Raw genomic sequence first — 12746 nt, 5'->3', positions numbered from 1 at the left:
GGTCACACCATCCTTTTCGTGACGATCGTCGAACTGGTCCCGACCAACCTGTGTTCCGGCCCACCGAGGGCCGAGGAGCACACCGAGATCGGAGACACCATGACCGAGAACACGACCACCACACCGGCGACCACCACCCCCGCCACGGGCGCGCTCGTGAGCGAGCAGGGCAAGACCTCGATCGCCGACACCGTGGTCTCCAAGATCGCCGGCATCGCCGCCCGCGAGATCAGCGGCGTGCACGACCTCGGCGGCGGCACCGCCCGCGCCGTGGGCGCGCTCCGCGAGCGGATCCCCGGCTCGCGCACCAACCTGAGCCAGGGCGTGGCCGTCGAGGTGGGCGAGCACCAGACCGCCGTCGACCTCGACATCGTCGCCGAGTACGGCGTCGCGATCGCCGACCTCGCTGCCGCCATCCGCCGCAACGTGGTCGACACCGTCGAGCGGATGACCGGCCTGGAGGTCACCGAGGTCAACATCACCGTCCACGACGTCTTCCTCGAGAGCGACGCACCGGACGAGGAGCCGGCGACCACACGTGTCCAGTGACCTGACACCCGCCGAGCTCGCCGACCGGGTGGCCCACGCCGTCCTGTCGGTGCCGGGGGTGCACGACCTGCACGGAGGAGTGCTCGGCGAGGTGGCGACCTACCTGCCGGGACGGCGCGTGACCGGCGTACGGCTGCGCGACGGCGACACCCAGGTGCACCTCGTCCTGACGTGGGGGGCCCCGGTGTCCGCTACCACCGACGAGGTGCGCACCCGCGTCGCGGCCATCGTGCCCGGCACCGTGCACGTCGCGGTCGAGGACGTCGCCGCCCCCGGCGAGACGGTCGACACCCCGTGACCGACCCCCGGACCAGCAGCGTCACCGACGCTGCCCGCCAGCGCCGCGTCTCCAGGCGTGCCGCGCTGCGGGCCGTCCATCCCGACCTGGTGGGAGGTGACGCCGACGCGTTCATCGAGGTGATGCGCGCGTTCGAGCGCACGGACACCCCAGCGGAGGCCACGGGGGTGGCCCCCGGGATGAACGCTGCTGCGACGACGGGCCCGGGTGCTCAGGGTGCCCGGCCCGTCGTCACCACCACCCTGCGGTCCCGCACCGCGCGCCGCGCCCACCGGACCGCGCGCCGGTTGCGGCACCTGGCCGAGAGCCGTCCCCAGCGATGGCCCGGCCGCCACTACGCGCACCTGCCTGCCCATCCGTTGGAGGAGAGAGCATGACCACGTCCACCCTTGGCCTGATCGCCGGCCTGTTGCTGACCATCGCCATCACCACTGGCGGGCTGCTGGGACTGCTGCTCGCCGTCGTCCTCGGCACCGTGGGATACCTCGTCGGCGGGCACGTCGACGGCGAGGTCGACGTGCGCGCGATGATGCGGGGCCGACGTGAGTGACGTCGTCGCGGTGGAGGGCCGCGGTCAGCTCAGCGTGCGGGCCCAGGCGCTGCAGCACATCGTCGAGACGGTGGCGCTGGAGGTGCCGGGCGTGCACCGCGTCGAGGGAGGACTCGCAGGCGTACGCACGGGGAGCCCGCACGCCTCCGTCCGGGTGCGCGGCACCAGCGCGCGCGTCAGCGTCGAGGTGGCGTGCCGCTGGCCGGCCCCGGTGACCCGGGTGGCGGCTGACGTGCGCGCCCGTGTGCTGGAGCGCGCCTCCGAGCTCAGCGGCGTACGCCTGGGATCGGTGGACGTCACCGTCAAGCTCGTGGGCATCGACGACAGGAGGGCGTCATGAGCACCACCCGCACCGAGCGCGCGCTGGCGCGTGCTCCTCTGGCCCGGCACCGAGCCGTCGCGATCGGCATCGTCCTCGCCCTCGGCCTGGTGGCCGTCGGCGTGGTCGCCGTGCGCGACCTCGCCGTGGCGGAGGGCTGGGCCACGGGTGAGCCCTGGCTCGCCGACGGGCTCCGGTCCCTCGACGGCCTCGGGCCCACCGACGGCGTCCTGGCCGTGGCCACGCTCGCGGCGCTCCTCGGCCTGCTGCTCATGTATGCCGGCCTGCGTCCGGCCGCGCGCCGCCACGTCGCGTCCGGCGAGGTCGAGCAGCTCTGGTCGAACCCCTCGGCGCTCGCCGAGGTGGCCCGCTCCGCGGCCGACCGCGCGCCGGGCGTCGTCTCCGCGCGGACCGCCCGCGCCCGCAAGGGCCGCGTCGTGATCGAGGTCGCGACGCGCGAGGGACGTACGACGGACGGCGCGGACCCGACCGACGCGCGAGACCGCGCGACCACTGCAGGACAGGCCCTCGGCGCCCGTCGGGTGGATGTCCGCACCGCACAGGAGGAGAGCTGATGACGACCCGACGCACCCGCGGCACCGACCGCACCGCCACCGTCGTCCTCGGCGCGGCCCTCGTGGCCCTCGCCCTGATGGCCTGGGAGTGGCGCCTCGACCTGGTCCGGCAGCTCGACCCGACCTTCGACCTCGCCGGCGTCGACGCGGTGGTCGACAGCGCCTGGTGGCCATGGGCCTGGGCGATCGCCGGGATCGTGCTGGGCCTGCTCGGTGTCGTCTGGCTGCTCGCCCACCTGCCCCGTCTGACCAAGGGCACCAGCCGCCTGGCCGAGAGCGACCCGACCGGTCGTCTCGAGGTGGACCGGTCCTCGCTGGCCGCCACGCTGGCCGATCGGTGGGCCGACCTGGCCCCGGTCACCGGCGCCCGCGGGCGGATCCTTCCCGATGCGCCCGACGTGGTCGAGCTGAGCGCCCACGTCGACGTGGAGGCCGAGCCCGAGACCCTGGTCCAGGCGTCCCAGCAGGTCGAGCGCGAGGTGGCAGCCGCCTTCCCCGACGGCACCGTGTGCGTGCGGTTCCTGCTCGACGGCCCGGCCCGGCAGCGGCGGACCCGGCGCACCACCGCGATCGCCGTCCAGGAGTAGCCCGGCCCAAGGGGGTGGGGAGCGGACGCGGCGGGCTCGGGCCGTCGTGTCCGTTTTCCGCTGGTCGAAGCGTCGCGAGCCGGGCAGACTCGCACCATGACGCCGACCGGACACCTCGACAGCGCGGCCTGCTACCGCGCCGTGCAGAGCCGGGACCGTCGCTTCGACGGGGTGTTCTACACCGCGGTCCGCACCACCGGGATCTACTGCCGGCCCTCGTGCCCGGCGCGCACCCCGGCGTCGGTCAATGTCACGTTCCACCCGACGGCGGCCAGCGCGCAGACGGCCGGCTACCGCGCCTGCAAGCGCTGCCTGCCCGATGCGACACCCGGCAGTCCGGAGTGGGACGTCGCAGCCGATGTCGCGGGCCGGGCGATGCGGCTGATCGCCGACGGCCTCGTCGATCGTGAAGGTGTCGGCGGCCTCGCCGAACGCGTCGGCTACACCCCCCGCCACCTCGGTCGGCTGCTCAGCCAGGAGCTCGGTGCCGCACCCCTCGCGCTCGCCCGTGCCCGCCGCGCACAGACCGCCCGCGTGCTGATCGAGTCCACCGACCTGCCCCTCACCGATGTGGCGTTCGCAGCGGGATTCGCCAGCGTGCGCCAGTTCAACGAGACCGTCCGCGAGGTGTACGAGGCCTCACCCACGCAGCTGCGCGGAGCCGGTCGCGCTCCGGCCCGTCGGCCCGCCCACGGCTCGGCGACCCTCGGCCTGAGGCTCGCCGTGCGTACGCCGTTCGCCGGCCGTCGCCTGCTCGACTTCCTGGCCTACCACCTCGTCCCGGGCGTCGAGGTCGCCGGCCGCGGCTGGTACGCCCGGACCCTCGACCTCCCGCACGGTCCCGCCACGGTCCGGATCGAGCTCGACGACCTGACGGCCCCCAGCGGGACCGGCTTCGTCCGTGCCGAGTTCGTGCTGCACGACCTGCGCGACACCACCGCGGCCGTCGAGCGCGTACGCCGTCTGCTCGACGCGGACGCCGACCCCGTGGCCGTCGACAACCAGCTGGGCGCCGATCGGTTCCTCGGCCCGCTCGTGCTCGCCACCCCGGGACTGCGTGTCCCGGGGCAGGTCGACGGCGACGAGACCGCCGTGCGCACCGTCATCGGGCAGCAGGTGAGTGTCACCGGTGCCCGCACCGTCGGCGGGCGCATCGTCGCCGCGCACGGACGCGCCGTCGAGTCGCCGGTCCCCGGGCTGACGCACCTGTTCCCCGACGCCGCGACCCTCGCGACCGTCGACCCGGAGACCCTGCCGATGCCGCGCGCCCGCGGCCGGGCGCTCGTCGGCCTGGCGTCGGCGCTCGCCACCGGCGCCGTGGTGCTCGACCGCGGACCCGACCGCGACGACGTACGACGGGCGCTGCTCGCGCTGCCCGGCATCGGTCCGTGGACCGCCGACTACGTCGCGATGCGGGCCCTGGGGCACCCGGACGTCTTCCTGCCCACGGACCTCGCGGTCCGCCGGGTGCTGGCCGACGTGGGACGCTGTGCCGACACCGAGCCGGACCCGCAGGCCTGGCGGCCGTGGCGCTCCTACGCCCTGATGCACCTGTGGAACACCCTCATGCCCGAGACACCGCCCGGTGAAGGAGAACTGACATGTGGACCGTGATGCCCTCGCCGATCGGCGACCTGCGCATCGTGGAGCGGGACGGCTCGATCGTCGCGATCGAGTTCTCCCCCTTCCTGCCCCCTGCCGACGGACGCCCGCTCGGCGCCCGGTCGGACGACCAGCCGGTGCTGGCCGAGGCCGTCCGTCAGCTGACGGCCTACTTCGCCCAGGAGCTCACCGACTTCGACCTCCCGCTCGCACCTGTCGGCACCGACTTCCAGCAGCGGGTGTGGGAGCAGCTCGCCAAGATCCCGCACGGGGAGACCGCGTCCTACGGCGAGATCGCCGGTCGGCTCGGGATGACCAACGCCGCCTCACGTGCGGTCGGTCTGGCCAACGGACGCAACCCCATCCCGATCGTCGTCCCGTGCCACCGGGTCATCGGTGCCAACGGCACGCTCACCGGCTATGCCGGGGGCCTGGAGCGCAAGCAGCAGCTGCTCGAGCTGGAGCAGGACGCGCTCTTCTGAGACACGCAGCGCCAACCGGCGGCGGAGGGTGGCGGCAGATTGCGGGGGCGCCGACCGGAACTGTGCGATGTGCCGCCACGGCCGGGGGCCGGCGGCGGAGGGTGGCGGCAGATTGCGGATGCACCGACCGGAACTGTGCGATGTGCCGCCACCACCGGGGGCCAGGGGCGGCGGAAGCGCCGACTACTCAGCCGCAGCGCGGCGCAGCGACTCGGAGAGCCGGTCGGCGGCGGCCAGCACCGCGGGTGCGTGCATCCGGCCGGGCTGGCGCGAGAGGCGCTCGAGCGGGCCGGAGACCGAGACGGCGGCGATGACCTTGCCACCGGGGGAGCGGACCGGCGCCGAGACCGATGCGACGCCCTGCTCGCGCTCGCCGACCGACTGCGCCCAGCCGCGGCGGCGGATGCCGGAGAGCGCGGTGGCGGAGAAGGCGGCGTTCTGGAGGCCGCGGTGCATCCGCTCCGGGTCCTCCCAGGCCAGCAGGATCTGGGCGGCGGAGCCGGCGTTCATGGTGAGCTGGGAGCCGACCGGGATGGTGTCGCGCAGGCCGGAGGGGCGCTCGGCGGCGGCGACGCAGACACGGTGCTCGCCCTGACGGCGCCACAGCTGGGCGGACTCGCCGGTGATGTCGCGCAGGCGGGCCAGGACCGGGCCGGCAGCGGCGAGCAGACGGTCCTCGCCGGCGGCGGCAGACAGCTCGGACAGCCGCGGTCCGAGGACGAAGCGGCCCTGCATGTCGCGGGCGACGAGGCGGTGGTGCTCGAGGGCGACCGCGAGGCGGTGGGCGGTCGGACGGGCCAGGCCCGTGCCGGCCACCAGCCCCGCCAGGGTGGCCGGTCCTGCCTCGAGGGCGGCCAGCACGAGGGCCGCCTTGTCGAGTACGCCGACGCCAGATCCGTTGTCCATATAGCGATATTCGCATCTCAGGGAGTGGGATGCAAGCGTTACTGTCGTACCGGTTGTCAGAAATGTCGCCCCAGACTCGTCGGCCGAAATCATCCGGCCGGACGAGCACGGCAGAAGAGAAGGAGATCGCACCATGGGCAAGACCCTGTCCGAGAAAGTGTGGGACGAGCACGTCGTCCGCAGCGCCCCCGGAGAGCCCGATCTCCTCTTCATCGACCTCCACCTCCTTCACGAGGTGACCTCGCCGCAGGCCTTCGACGGACTCCGACTCACCAACCGCGTCGTACGCCGTCCCGACCTCACGCTGGCGACCGAGGACCACAACGTCCCCACGATCGACTGGGACAAGCCGATCGCCGATCCCGTCAGCCGTCTCCAGGTCGACACGCTGCGCAAGAACGCCGCCGACTTCGGCGTTCGGCTCCACCCGCTGGGCGACATCGAGCAGGGCATCGTGCACGTCGTCGGCCCGCAGCTCGGCCTCACGCAGCCCGGCATGACGATCGTGTGCGGCGACTCGCACACGTCCACCCACGGTGCGTTCGGCGCGATCGCCTTCGGCATCGGCACCTCCGAGGTCGAGCACGTGCTCGCCACCCAGACGCTGACGCAGGCCAAGCCGAAGACGATGGCGGTCACGATCAACGGCAGCCTGCCCGCCGGCGTCACCGCCAAGGACATGGTGCTCACCCTGATCACCCACACCGGCACCGGTGGTGGTCAGGGCTACATCGTCGAGTACCGCGGCCAGGCGATCGAGGAGCTCTCGATGGAGGGCCGGATGACGGTGTGCAACATGTCGATCGAGTGGGGCGCGAAGGCCGGCCTGATCGCCCCCGACCAGACCACCTTCGACTACATCGAGGGCAAGCCGGAGGCACCCAGGGGTGCCGACTGGGATGCCGCCGTCGCCCACTGGAGGACGCTGCGCACCGATGACGACGCGGTCTTCGACAAGGAGATCGAGCTCGACGCGTCCACGATGACGCCGTTCGTCACGTGGGGGACCAACCCCGGACAGGGCGCACCGCTCGGCGCCTCGGTGCCGAGCCCCCACGACTTCGACGAGCCCAACGACAAGGTCGCGACGGAGAAGGCCCTGCAGTACATGGGTCTCGAGGCCGGCACCCCCTTGCGCGAGGTGAAGGTCGACACCGTCTTCGTCGGCTCCTGCACCAACGGCCGCATCGAGGACCTGCGGCTGGCGGCGTCGATCCTCGAGGGTCGCCAGGTCGCCGCCGACACCCGCCTGCTGGTGGTGCCGGGCTCGGTGCGCGTACGCCTCCAGGCCGAGGCCGAGGGCCTCGACCAGGTCTTCCTCGCCGCGGGCGCCGAGTGGCGCGGGGCCGGCTGCTCGATGTGCCTGGGCATGAACCCCGACCAGCTCGCCCCCGGTGAGCGCAGTGCGTCCACGTCCAACCGCAACTTCGAGGGCCGGCAGGGCAAGGGCGGTCGTACGCACCTGGTGTCCGTGCCGGTCGCCGCCGCCACCGCGGTGCGCGGCACCCTCTCCAGCCCCGCCGACCTGCAGGAGGTCTGACCATGGATGCGTTCACCACCCACACCGGCCTCGGCGTCCCGCTGCGGCGCAGCAACGTCGACACCGACCAGATCATCCCGGCCGTCTACCTCAAGCGCGTCACGCGCACCGGCTTCGAGGACGGGCTCTTCGCCGCGTGGCGCAACGATCCCGACTTCGTCCTCAACAACCCCACCTACACGGGCGGTTCGGTGCTGGTCGCCGGTCCCGACTTCGGCACCGGCAGCTCGCGCGAGCACGCGGTGTGGGCCCTGCAGAACTACGGCTTCCGCGTGGTGATCTCCTCGCGGTTCGCCGACATCTTCCGCAGCAACTCCGGCAAGGCCGGACTGCTCGCGGCGCAGGTCGACGAGAAGGTCGTGCAGCGCCTGTGGGACTGGCTCGAGGACAACCCGGGCGGTGAGATCACCGTCGACCTGGAGAGCCGCACCATCCGCGCCGGCGTCGGTGAGGACGCCGTCGAGGACTCCTTCGACATCGACGACTACACCCGCTGGCGCCTGCTGGAGGGCCTCGACGACATCGGCATCACCCTCGGCCACGACGACGCCATCACTGCCTTCGAGGCCGGTCGGCCGAGCTGGAAGCCCGTCACCCTCTGAAAAAACCCCTACGAATAAGGGCGATGGTGATTGTGGTCACCCCTCCATGTCCCTAGCGTGCCTCGGAGAGGGTCGAGCACGAGCTCGGCATCCCGTGGTTCATTGGAAGGGAAGCTAGTGAACAAGTCAGAGCTCATCGACGCGCTCTCTGCGCGTTACGAGGGGAACCGCAAGCAGGCGGCCCACGCACTGGAGTCGGTACTCGACACCATCACCCGTGAGGTGGCCAAGGGCGAGAAGGTCGCCATCACCGGCTTCGGCTCGTTCGAGAAGGCGGTGCGCAACGCACGCTGGGTCCGCAACCCGCAGACCGGCGAGCGGATGAAGTCCAAGAAGAAGTCCGTGCCGAAGTTCTCCGCAGGCAAGGAGCTCAAGGACGTCATCTCGGGTGCGAAGAAGCTGCCGAAGCTGACCGCCGCGACCATGCCGAAGCCGCCGGCCAGCGTGCGTGCTGCTGCTGCCGCAGTGACCGGTGGCGCGACCAAGAAGGCCGCTCCGGCAGCGAAGGCCCCCGCAAAGACCGCGGCCCCGGCCAAGAAGACCGCTGCCAAGAAGGCTCCGGCCACGAAGGCACCGGCGAAGAAGGCAGCTCCGGCCAAGAAGGCAGCTGCCACGAAGGCGCCGGCCAAGAAGGCGGCTCCCGCCAAGAAGACGGCCACCAAGGCAGCAGCACCGGCCAAGAAGGCTCCGGCCAAGAAGGCAGCCACCAAGGCTGCTGCGCCGGCCAAGAAGGCCGCCCCGGCCAAGACGGCGGCAGCCAAGAAGGCTCCCGCCAAGAAGGCCCCGGCCAAGAAGGCCGCCGCGAAGAAGTCCTGACGCAGCAGCAACGAAGGCGGGTCACCCCAGTGGGGTGGCCCGCCTTCCGTTTGCCCGGGACGTGTGCATCCCGACACCTGCCACGAGGGCGGCACCCAGGTCGGCCAGGTCGTCGACGTCGGCGCGCACGCTCGGGGCGTCCACTCCCACCTCGACGGCACCGGCGGCCACGTGCCGAGCTGCGGACCCGAAGCCGAAGCCGGGCTCGAAACCCGCGGCAGGAGCGGCGTACAACGTCGTGCCGACCCCGGCCCGGTCGCGTACGAAGGTGGCGCTGCCCGCCGCCGCGTGTGCGACGACCTCGGCCAGGACCGAGGCGAGCTCGATCGGCCGCAGTCCCGGCAGGTCTGCGCACAGCGCCACGGGCACGGTGTCCGGCCACCGGCGCGAGACCTCGGCGGCTGCCTGCACGAGGGTGGCGTTGAGGTCCTCGCTCGCACCGTCCGGCATCACCTCGCAGCCGAGCGCGCGCATCGCCGATGCGAGACGGAAGTCGTCGGTGACGACCAGGACCGCGTCGACCCCGGGTGTCGCCGCGGCTGCCTGGACGGTGTCCAGCGCGAACGCCTCCGCCAGCTCGCGGCGTTGCTCGTCGGGCAGGTGCTGGAAGGGGTCGGCGGCCAGACGGGACTTGCCGATCGCGGGCGGTTTGACGGGTACGACGACGACGCACCGCGCGCGTGCGGGACCGGTCGGCGGAGGGCTGGGCATCGGGCTGGACATCGCGCCCATCCTCCCATCCGGGACGGGCGCGGCGGTGCCCTCCCGGAGCCCGTGGGACCGAGTAGCCTGCTCGCGACGCAGGGAGCGTCCCGGGCCCGGCCCGGTGACAGGGGAGGGTGGCCGGTGCGCGTCAGGAAGCTGGACCAGCCCCGAGGGTGGGCCGTCACCTTTGCCGCGGCACTCATCAAGCCCACGCTCCTGGCCGCGACCTCGCGCACGTGGATCGACGGCGAGAAGATCCCCGCGACCGGCGGGTGCATCGTCGCGCTCAACCACATCTCGCACGTCGACCCGCTGCTGTCGGCGCACTTCGTCTACGACCACGGCCGGATCCCGCGCTACCTCGCCAAGTCTGGGCTCTTCTCCAACAAGGCGATCGGTGGCCTGCTCACGGCTGCCGGCCAGATCCCGGTCGAGCGACTGAGCCGCAACGCGATCGGGGCCTACGACGCGGCGGTCCGCGCGATCGGCGAGGGCGAGTGCCTCGTGATCTATCCCGAGGGCACGCTGACCCGCGATCCCGGCATGTGGCCGATGAAGGGCAAGACCGGCGCGGCCAGGATCGCCCTCGCCACCGGCTGTCCGGTGATCCCTGTCGGGCAGTGGGGCGCGCACGAGGTCCTGCCGCCCTACACGAGGACGCCGCACCTGCGCCCACGCCGGACGATCGTGATGAAGGCCGGTGACCCTGTGCCGCTGGACGACCTGGTCGCCCGGCCGACGAGTCCGGAGGCCACCGCGGAGGCCACCGGCCGCATCATGGACGCCATCACGTCGCTCGTCGCCGACCTGCGCGGCGAGGTCGCGCCGACCGAGCGGTACGACCCGCGCGCCACCGGCGTACGGGAGATCGGGAACCCCCACGACGAGCCCCACCCGGCTCGCCAGCACACCAGGAAGAAGCGGAGCCCATGAGCAAGATCGCCGTATTCAGCGCCGGATCGTGGGGCACCGCCTTCTCGCTGGTCCTGGCCGACGCGGGCAACGACGTGACCCTGTGGGCACGTCGGGACGAGGTCGTCGAGGCCGTCAACGAGCGCCGGGAGAACACCGACTACCTGCCCGGGATCGAGTTGCCGCCGTCGATCAGCGCGTCGACCGACCCGGAGGAGGTCGCGGCCGGCGCCGACGTCGTCGTGCTGACCGTCCCGTCGCAGAGCCTGCGCGAGAACCTCGCCGCCTGGGCGCCGATCCTGCCGCCGGACGCCACGCTGGTGTCGCTGATGAAGGGTGTCGAGCTCGGCACCCTGATGCGGATGAGCGAGGTGATCCAGGAGGTCACCGACGCGTCCGCCCAACGGATCGCCGTGATCAGCGGTCCCAACCTGGCCCGCGAGATCGCGCGTCGCGAGCCCGCTGCGTCCGTCGTGGCGTGCCTCGACGAGGAACGCGCCAAGCAGCTCCAGGCGATCACCCACGGCCCCTCGTTCCGCCCCTACACGTCGGTCGACGTCCTGGGCTGCGAGATCGGCGGTGCCTACAAGAACGTCGTCGGTCTCGCCGTCGGCATGGCCGTCGGACTCGGCTTCGGCGACAACACCACTGCGTCGGTGATCACCCGCGGCCTCGCCGAGACAGCACGCCTCGCGACCGCCCAGGGCGCCAACCCGCTCACGCTCATGGGCCTCGCCGGGCTCGGCGACCTCGTCGCCACCTGCTCCTCGCCGCTGTCGCGCAACCGTACGTTCGGTGAGCGCCTGGGCCAGGGGATGACGACCGAGGAGATCTATGCCTCGACCCGTCAGGTCGCCGAGGGCGCCAAGTCCTGCAAGTCGCTGCTCGCCCTCGCCGAGCAGACCGGCGTCGACGCGCCCATCGCGGCCGCGGTCGACGCGGTGGTCGACGGCAAGATGACCGCGCTCGACATGATGAACTCGTTCATCGCCCGCGACACCAAGGCGGAGATGGGTTGAGTGTGACGCCCAGTCGTGGCCGAGGGACGAGGCCGCGGCGTGGGGGCGGCCAGATTGATCAAGCGACGCGACTGAGGAACGAAGTCGCGCGAGCGCGTCGAAATCCGGTCAGCCGAGAAGCAGCCTCAGCCGATCGGTTTCGACACGGTCGCTGCGCGACTTCCTCAACCAGCAGTCGTTTGGTGCCCCTCAGCCGACGCAGCCATCCAGAGCCGTGCGCAGGTCCTCCCAGAGGTCCTCGATGTCCTCGACGCCGACGGAGAGCCGGACGAGCCCGTCGGGGATCGTGGCGGCTTCTGCCTTCCAGCGGCGCCGGCGCTCCAGTGTCGACTCGACGCCGCCGAGCGACGTGGCGTGCACCCACAGGCGGGTCTTGCGGCTTAGGAGGTCAGCCGCCATCTCGCCCTGGGACAGCACGATGCTGACGATGCCGCCGAATCCGGGGTAGCGGACCTCCGACAGCGCGGGGTGCTCGGCGAGCCGGCGTACGAGCTCCTGGGCGTTGGACTGCGCGCGCTCGACGCGCAGGTGCAGGGTGCGCAGGCCGCGCAGCGTCAGCCATGCCTCGAACGGGCCGGGGATCGCTCCCATGAGGTCACGACGGCCCTTCAGCACGGCGTACAGCTCGTCGTCGCCGGTGATGATCGCGCCCATCTGGACGTCGGAGTGGCCGGCGAGGTACTTCGTCGCGGAGTGCACGACGAGGTCCACGCCGTCCTCGAGCGGGCGCTGGAGGAGGGGAGTGGCGAAGGTGTTGTCGACCACGACGTAGGCACCGGCCTCGTGGGCGGCGGCAGTGATGGTCGGGATGTCCGCCACCTCGAGCGCCGGGTTGGTCGGAGACTCGATCCACACCAGTGCGGCGTCGGCGCAGGCGGCGACGACGGCGTCGGTGTCGGCGATGTCGACCAGCTGCGCCGTGAGGCGCCCCCGCGCCTCGAGGTCGGCGAGCTGCATGATCGTGCCGGTGTAGGCGTGCCGCGGCACGACGACCTTGCCCTCCGTCCCGACGAGGTCGAAGACGGTCGCCATCGCGGCGAGGCCGGAGGCGAAGGTCAGGCAGCGCCCGCCCTCGAGCGCACCGAGCGCATCCTCGAGGGCGGTCCAGGTGGGGTTGCCGTAGCGGCCGTACTCCACCTGGCCGCCTGCGACGTAGGTCGACGCCATGGTGATGGGCTCGTTGAGCGGTGCGTCGGGCGTCTTGTCGGGCCGGCCGGCCGTCACGGCGATCGTGCCGAGCCTGTGGGGTGAGCCGGGGCCCGGGTCAGGAGTGTCTGCAGCCAT

17 protein-coding genes are annotated in these 12746 nt (G+C 72.3%); 14 read left to right on the top strand and 3 right to left on the bottom strand.

Annotated elements, in window-relative coordinates; genetic code table 11:
- Positions 1–18: 18 nt before the first annotated feature.
- The 9 genes from BM127_RS06695 to BM127_RS06655 all read left to right on the top strand — a co-directional run bounded on the left by BM127_RS06695 (position 19) and on the right by BM127_RS06655 (position 4962).
- Complete coding sequence (locus BM127_RS06695; RefSeq protein WP_231263295.1) at positions 19–549, top strand: Asp23/Gls24 family envelope stress response protein; 531 nt, start codon at positions 19–21, stop codon at positions 547–549.
- The gene (locus BM127_RS06690) at positions 539–847 is read left to right on the top strand and encodes an Asp23/Gls24 family envelope stress response protein (protein ID WP_198554210.1); all 309 of its coding nucleotides are present in this window, start codon (positions 539–541) and stop codon (positions 845–847) included. Before BM127_RS06695 ends, BM127_RS06690 begins: the two co-directional genes overlap by 11 nt.
- Complete coding sequence (locus tag BM127_RS06685) at positions 844–1224, top strand: hypothetical protein (RefSeq protein ID WP_091196294.1); 381 nt, start codon at positions 844–846, stop codon at positions 1222–1224. The genes BM127_RS06690 and BM127_RS06685 overlap by 4 nt, the downstream gene beginning before the upstream one ends.
- Entirely contained in the window at positions 1221–1397 is a 177-nt protein-coding gene (locus tag BM127_RS06680) for a DUF2273 domain-containing protein (protein ID WP_091196291.1), read from the top strand. Before BM127_RS06685 ends, BM127_RS06680 begins: the two co-directional genes overlap by 4 nt.
- Entirely contained in the window at positions 1390–1737 is a 348-nt protein-coding gene (locus BM127_RS06675; RefSeq protein WP_091196289.1) for an Asp23/Gls24 family envelope stress response protein, read from the top strand. Before BM127_RS06680 ends, BM127_RS06675 begins: the two co-directional genes overlap by 8 nt.
- The gene (locus tag BM127_RS06670; RefSeq protein ID WP_091196286.1) at positions 1734–2291 is read left to right on the top strand and encodes a hypothetical protein; all 558 of its coding nucleotides are present in this window, start codon (positions 1734–1736) and stop codon (positions 2289–2291) included. Before BM127_RS06675 ends, BM127_RS06670 begins: the two co-directional genes overlap by 4 nt.
- A complete protein-coding gene (locus tag BM127_RS06665) occupies positions 2291–2878 on the top strand; it encodes a hypothetical protein (protein WP_091196282.1) in 588 nt (195 codons plus the stop codon). Before BM127_RS06670 ends, BM127_RS06665 begins: the two co-directional genes overlap by 1 nt.
- Before the next feature lie 96 nt (positions 2879–2974).
- Positions 2975–4492, top strand: coding sequence for an AlkA N-terminal domain-containing protein (locus BM127_RS06660; protein WP_091196280.1), 1518 nt, complete (start codon positions 2975–2977; stop codon positions 4490–4492).
- Complete coding sequence (locus tag BM127_RS06655; RefSeq protein WP_091196277.1) at positions 4480–4962, top strand: methylated-DNA--[protein]-cysteine S-methyltransferase; 483 nt, start codon at positions 4480–4482, stop codon at positions 4960–4962. The genes BM127_RS06660 and BM127_RS06655 overlap by 13 nt, the downstream gene beginning before the upstream one ends.
- Positions 4963–5145: 183 nt before the next feature.
- Here BM127_RS06655 and BM127_RS06650 read toward each other — a convergent pair whose 3' ends face one another.
- The gene (locus tag BM127_RS06650) at positions 5146–5868 is read right to left on the bottom strand and encodes an IclR family transcriptional regulator (RefSeq protein WP_091196275.1); all 723 of its coding nucleotides are present in this window, start codon (positions 5866–5868) and stop codon (positions 5146–5148) included.
- 133 nt (positions 5869–6001) lie between these two features.
- On the opposite strand from BM127_RS06650, the gene leuC reads away from it, so the two are divergent.
- The 3 genes from leuC (at position 6002) to BM127_RS06635 (ending at position 8826) form a co-directional block, all read left to right on the top strand.
- A complete protein-coding gene (gene leuC / locus BM127_RS06645) occupies positions 6002–7408 on the top strand; it encodes a 3-isopropylmalate dehydratase large subunit (protein ID WP_091196273.1) in 1407 nt (468 codons plus the stop codon).
- A 2-nt stretch (positions 7409–7410) separates the two neighbouring features.
- A complete protein-coding gene (gene leuD, locus BM127_RS06640) occupies positions 7411–8010 on the top strand; it encodes a 3-isopropylmalate dehydratase small subunit (protein ID WP_091196270.1) in 600 nt (199 codons plus the stop codon).
- Between the two features lie 117 nt (positions 8011–8127).
- Complete coding sequence (locus BM127_RS06635; RefSeq protein ID WP_091196267.1) at positions 8128–8826, top strand: HU family DNA-binding protein; 699 nt, start codon at positions 8128–8130, stop codon at positions 8824–8826.
- Between the two features lie 21 nt (positions 8827–8847).
- Here the strand turns inward: BM127_RS06635 and cofC are convergent, their stop codons facing one another.
- Positions 8848–9549, bottom strand: a complete 702-nt coding sequence (gene cofC, locus BM127_RS06630; protein WP_231263294.1) for a 2-phospho-L-lactate guanylyltransferase — start codon at positions 9547–9549, stop codon at positions 8848–8850.
- Positions 9550–9672: 123 nt separating this feature from the next.
- On the opposite strand from cofC, the gene BM127_RS06625 reads away from it, so the two are divergent.
- The gene (locus BM127_RS06625; RefSeq protein WP_091196264.1) at positions 9673–10464 is read left to right on the top strand and encodes a lysophospholipid acyltransferase family protein; all 792 of its coding nucleotides are present in this window, start codon (positions 9673–9675) and stop codon (positions 10462–10464) included.
- Positions 10461–11462, top strand: coding sequence for an NAD(P)H-dependent glycerol-3-phosphate dehydrogenase (locus BM127_RS06620; protein ID WP_091196262.1), 1002 nt, complete (start codon positions 10461–10463; stop codon positions 11460–11462). The genes BM127_RS06625 and BM127_RS06620 overlap by 4 nt, the downstream gene beginning before the upstream one ends.
- Positions 11463–11651: 189 nt before the next feature.
- Here the strand turns inward: BM127_RS06620 and BM127_RS06615 are convergent, their stop codons facing one another.
- A complete protein-coding gene (locus tag BM127_RS06615; RefSeq protein WP_091196259.1) occupies positions 11652–12746 on the bottom strand; it encodes a trans-sulfuration enzyme family protein in 1095 nt (364 codons plus the stop codon).

Origin of the sequence: Nocardioides alpinus (assembly GCF_900112035.1) — a bacterium.
Lineage (GTDB): Bacteria > Actinomycetota > Actinomycetes > Propionibacteriales > Nocardioidaceae > Nocardioides > Nocardioides alpinus.
This window is presented reverse-complemented; position numbering and strand designations above follow the sequence as displayed.

Bases quoted from the DNA above. Each gene is read 5' to 3' on its own strand.
- BM127_RS06680 (WP_091196291.1), top strand. From the start codon at position 1,221: ATGACCACGTCCACCCTTGGCCTGATCGCCGGCCTGTTGCTGACCATC.
- BM127_RS06670 (WP_091196286.1), top strand. From the start codon at position 1,734: ATGAGCACCACCCGCACCGAGCGCGCGCTGGCGCGTGCTCCTCTGGCC.
- BM127_RS06665 (WP_091196282.1), top strand. From the start codon at position 2,291: ATGACGACCCGACGCACCCGCGGCACCGACCGCACCGCCACCGTCGTC.
- BM127_RS06660 (WP_091196280.1), top strand. From the start codon at position 2,975: ATGACGCCGACCGGACACCTCGACAGCGCGGCCTGCTACCGCGCCGTG.
- BM127_RS06655 (WP_091196277.1), top strand. From the start codon at position 4,480: ATGTGGACCGTGATGCCCTCGCCGATCGGCGACCTGCGCATCGTGGAG.
- BM127_RS06650 (WP_091196275.1), bottom strand. From the start codon at position 5,868: ATGGACAACGGATCTGGCGTCGGCGTACTCGACAAGGCGGCCCTCGTG.
- leuC (WP_091196273.1), top strand. From the start codon at position 6,002: ATGGGCAAGACCCTGTCCGAGAAAGTGTGGGACGAGCACGTCGTCCGC.
- leuD (WP_091196270.1), top strand. From the start codon at position 7,411: ATGGATGCGTTCACCACCCACACCGGCCTCGGCGTCCCGCTGCGGCGC.
- cofC (WP_231263294.1), bottom strand. From the start codon at position 9,549: ATGTCCAGCCCGATGCCCAGCCCTCCGCCGACCGGTCCCGCACGCGCG.
- BM127_RS06620 (WP_091196262.1), top strand. From the start codon at position 10,461: ATGAGCAAGATCGCCGTATTCAGCGCCGGATCGTGGGGCACCGCCTTC.
- BM127_RS06615 (WP_091196259.1), bottom strand. From the start codon at position 12,746: ATGGCTGCAGACACTCCTGACCCGGGCCCCGGCTCACCCCACAGGCTC.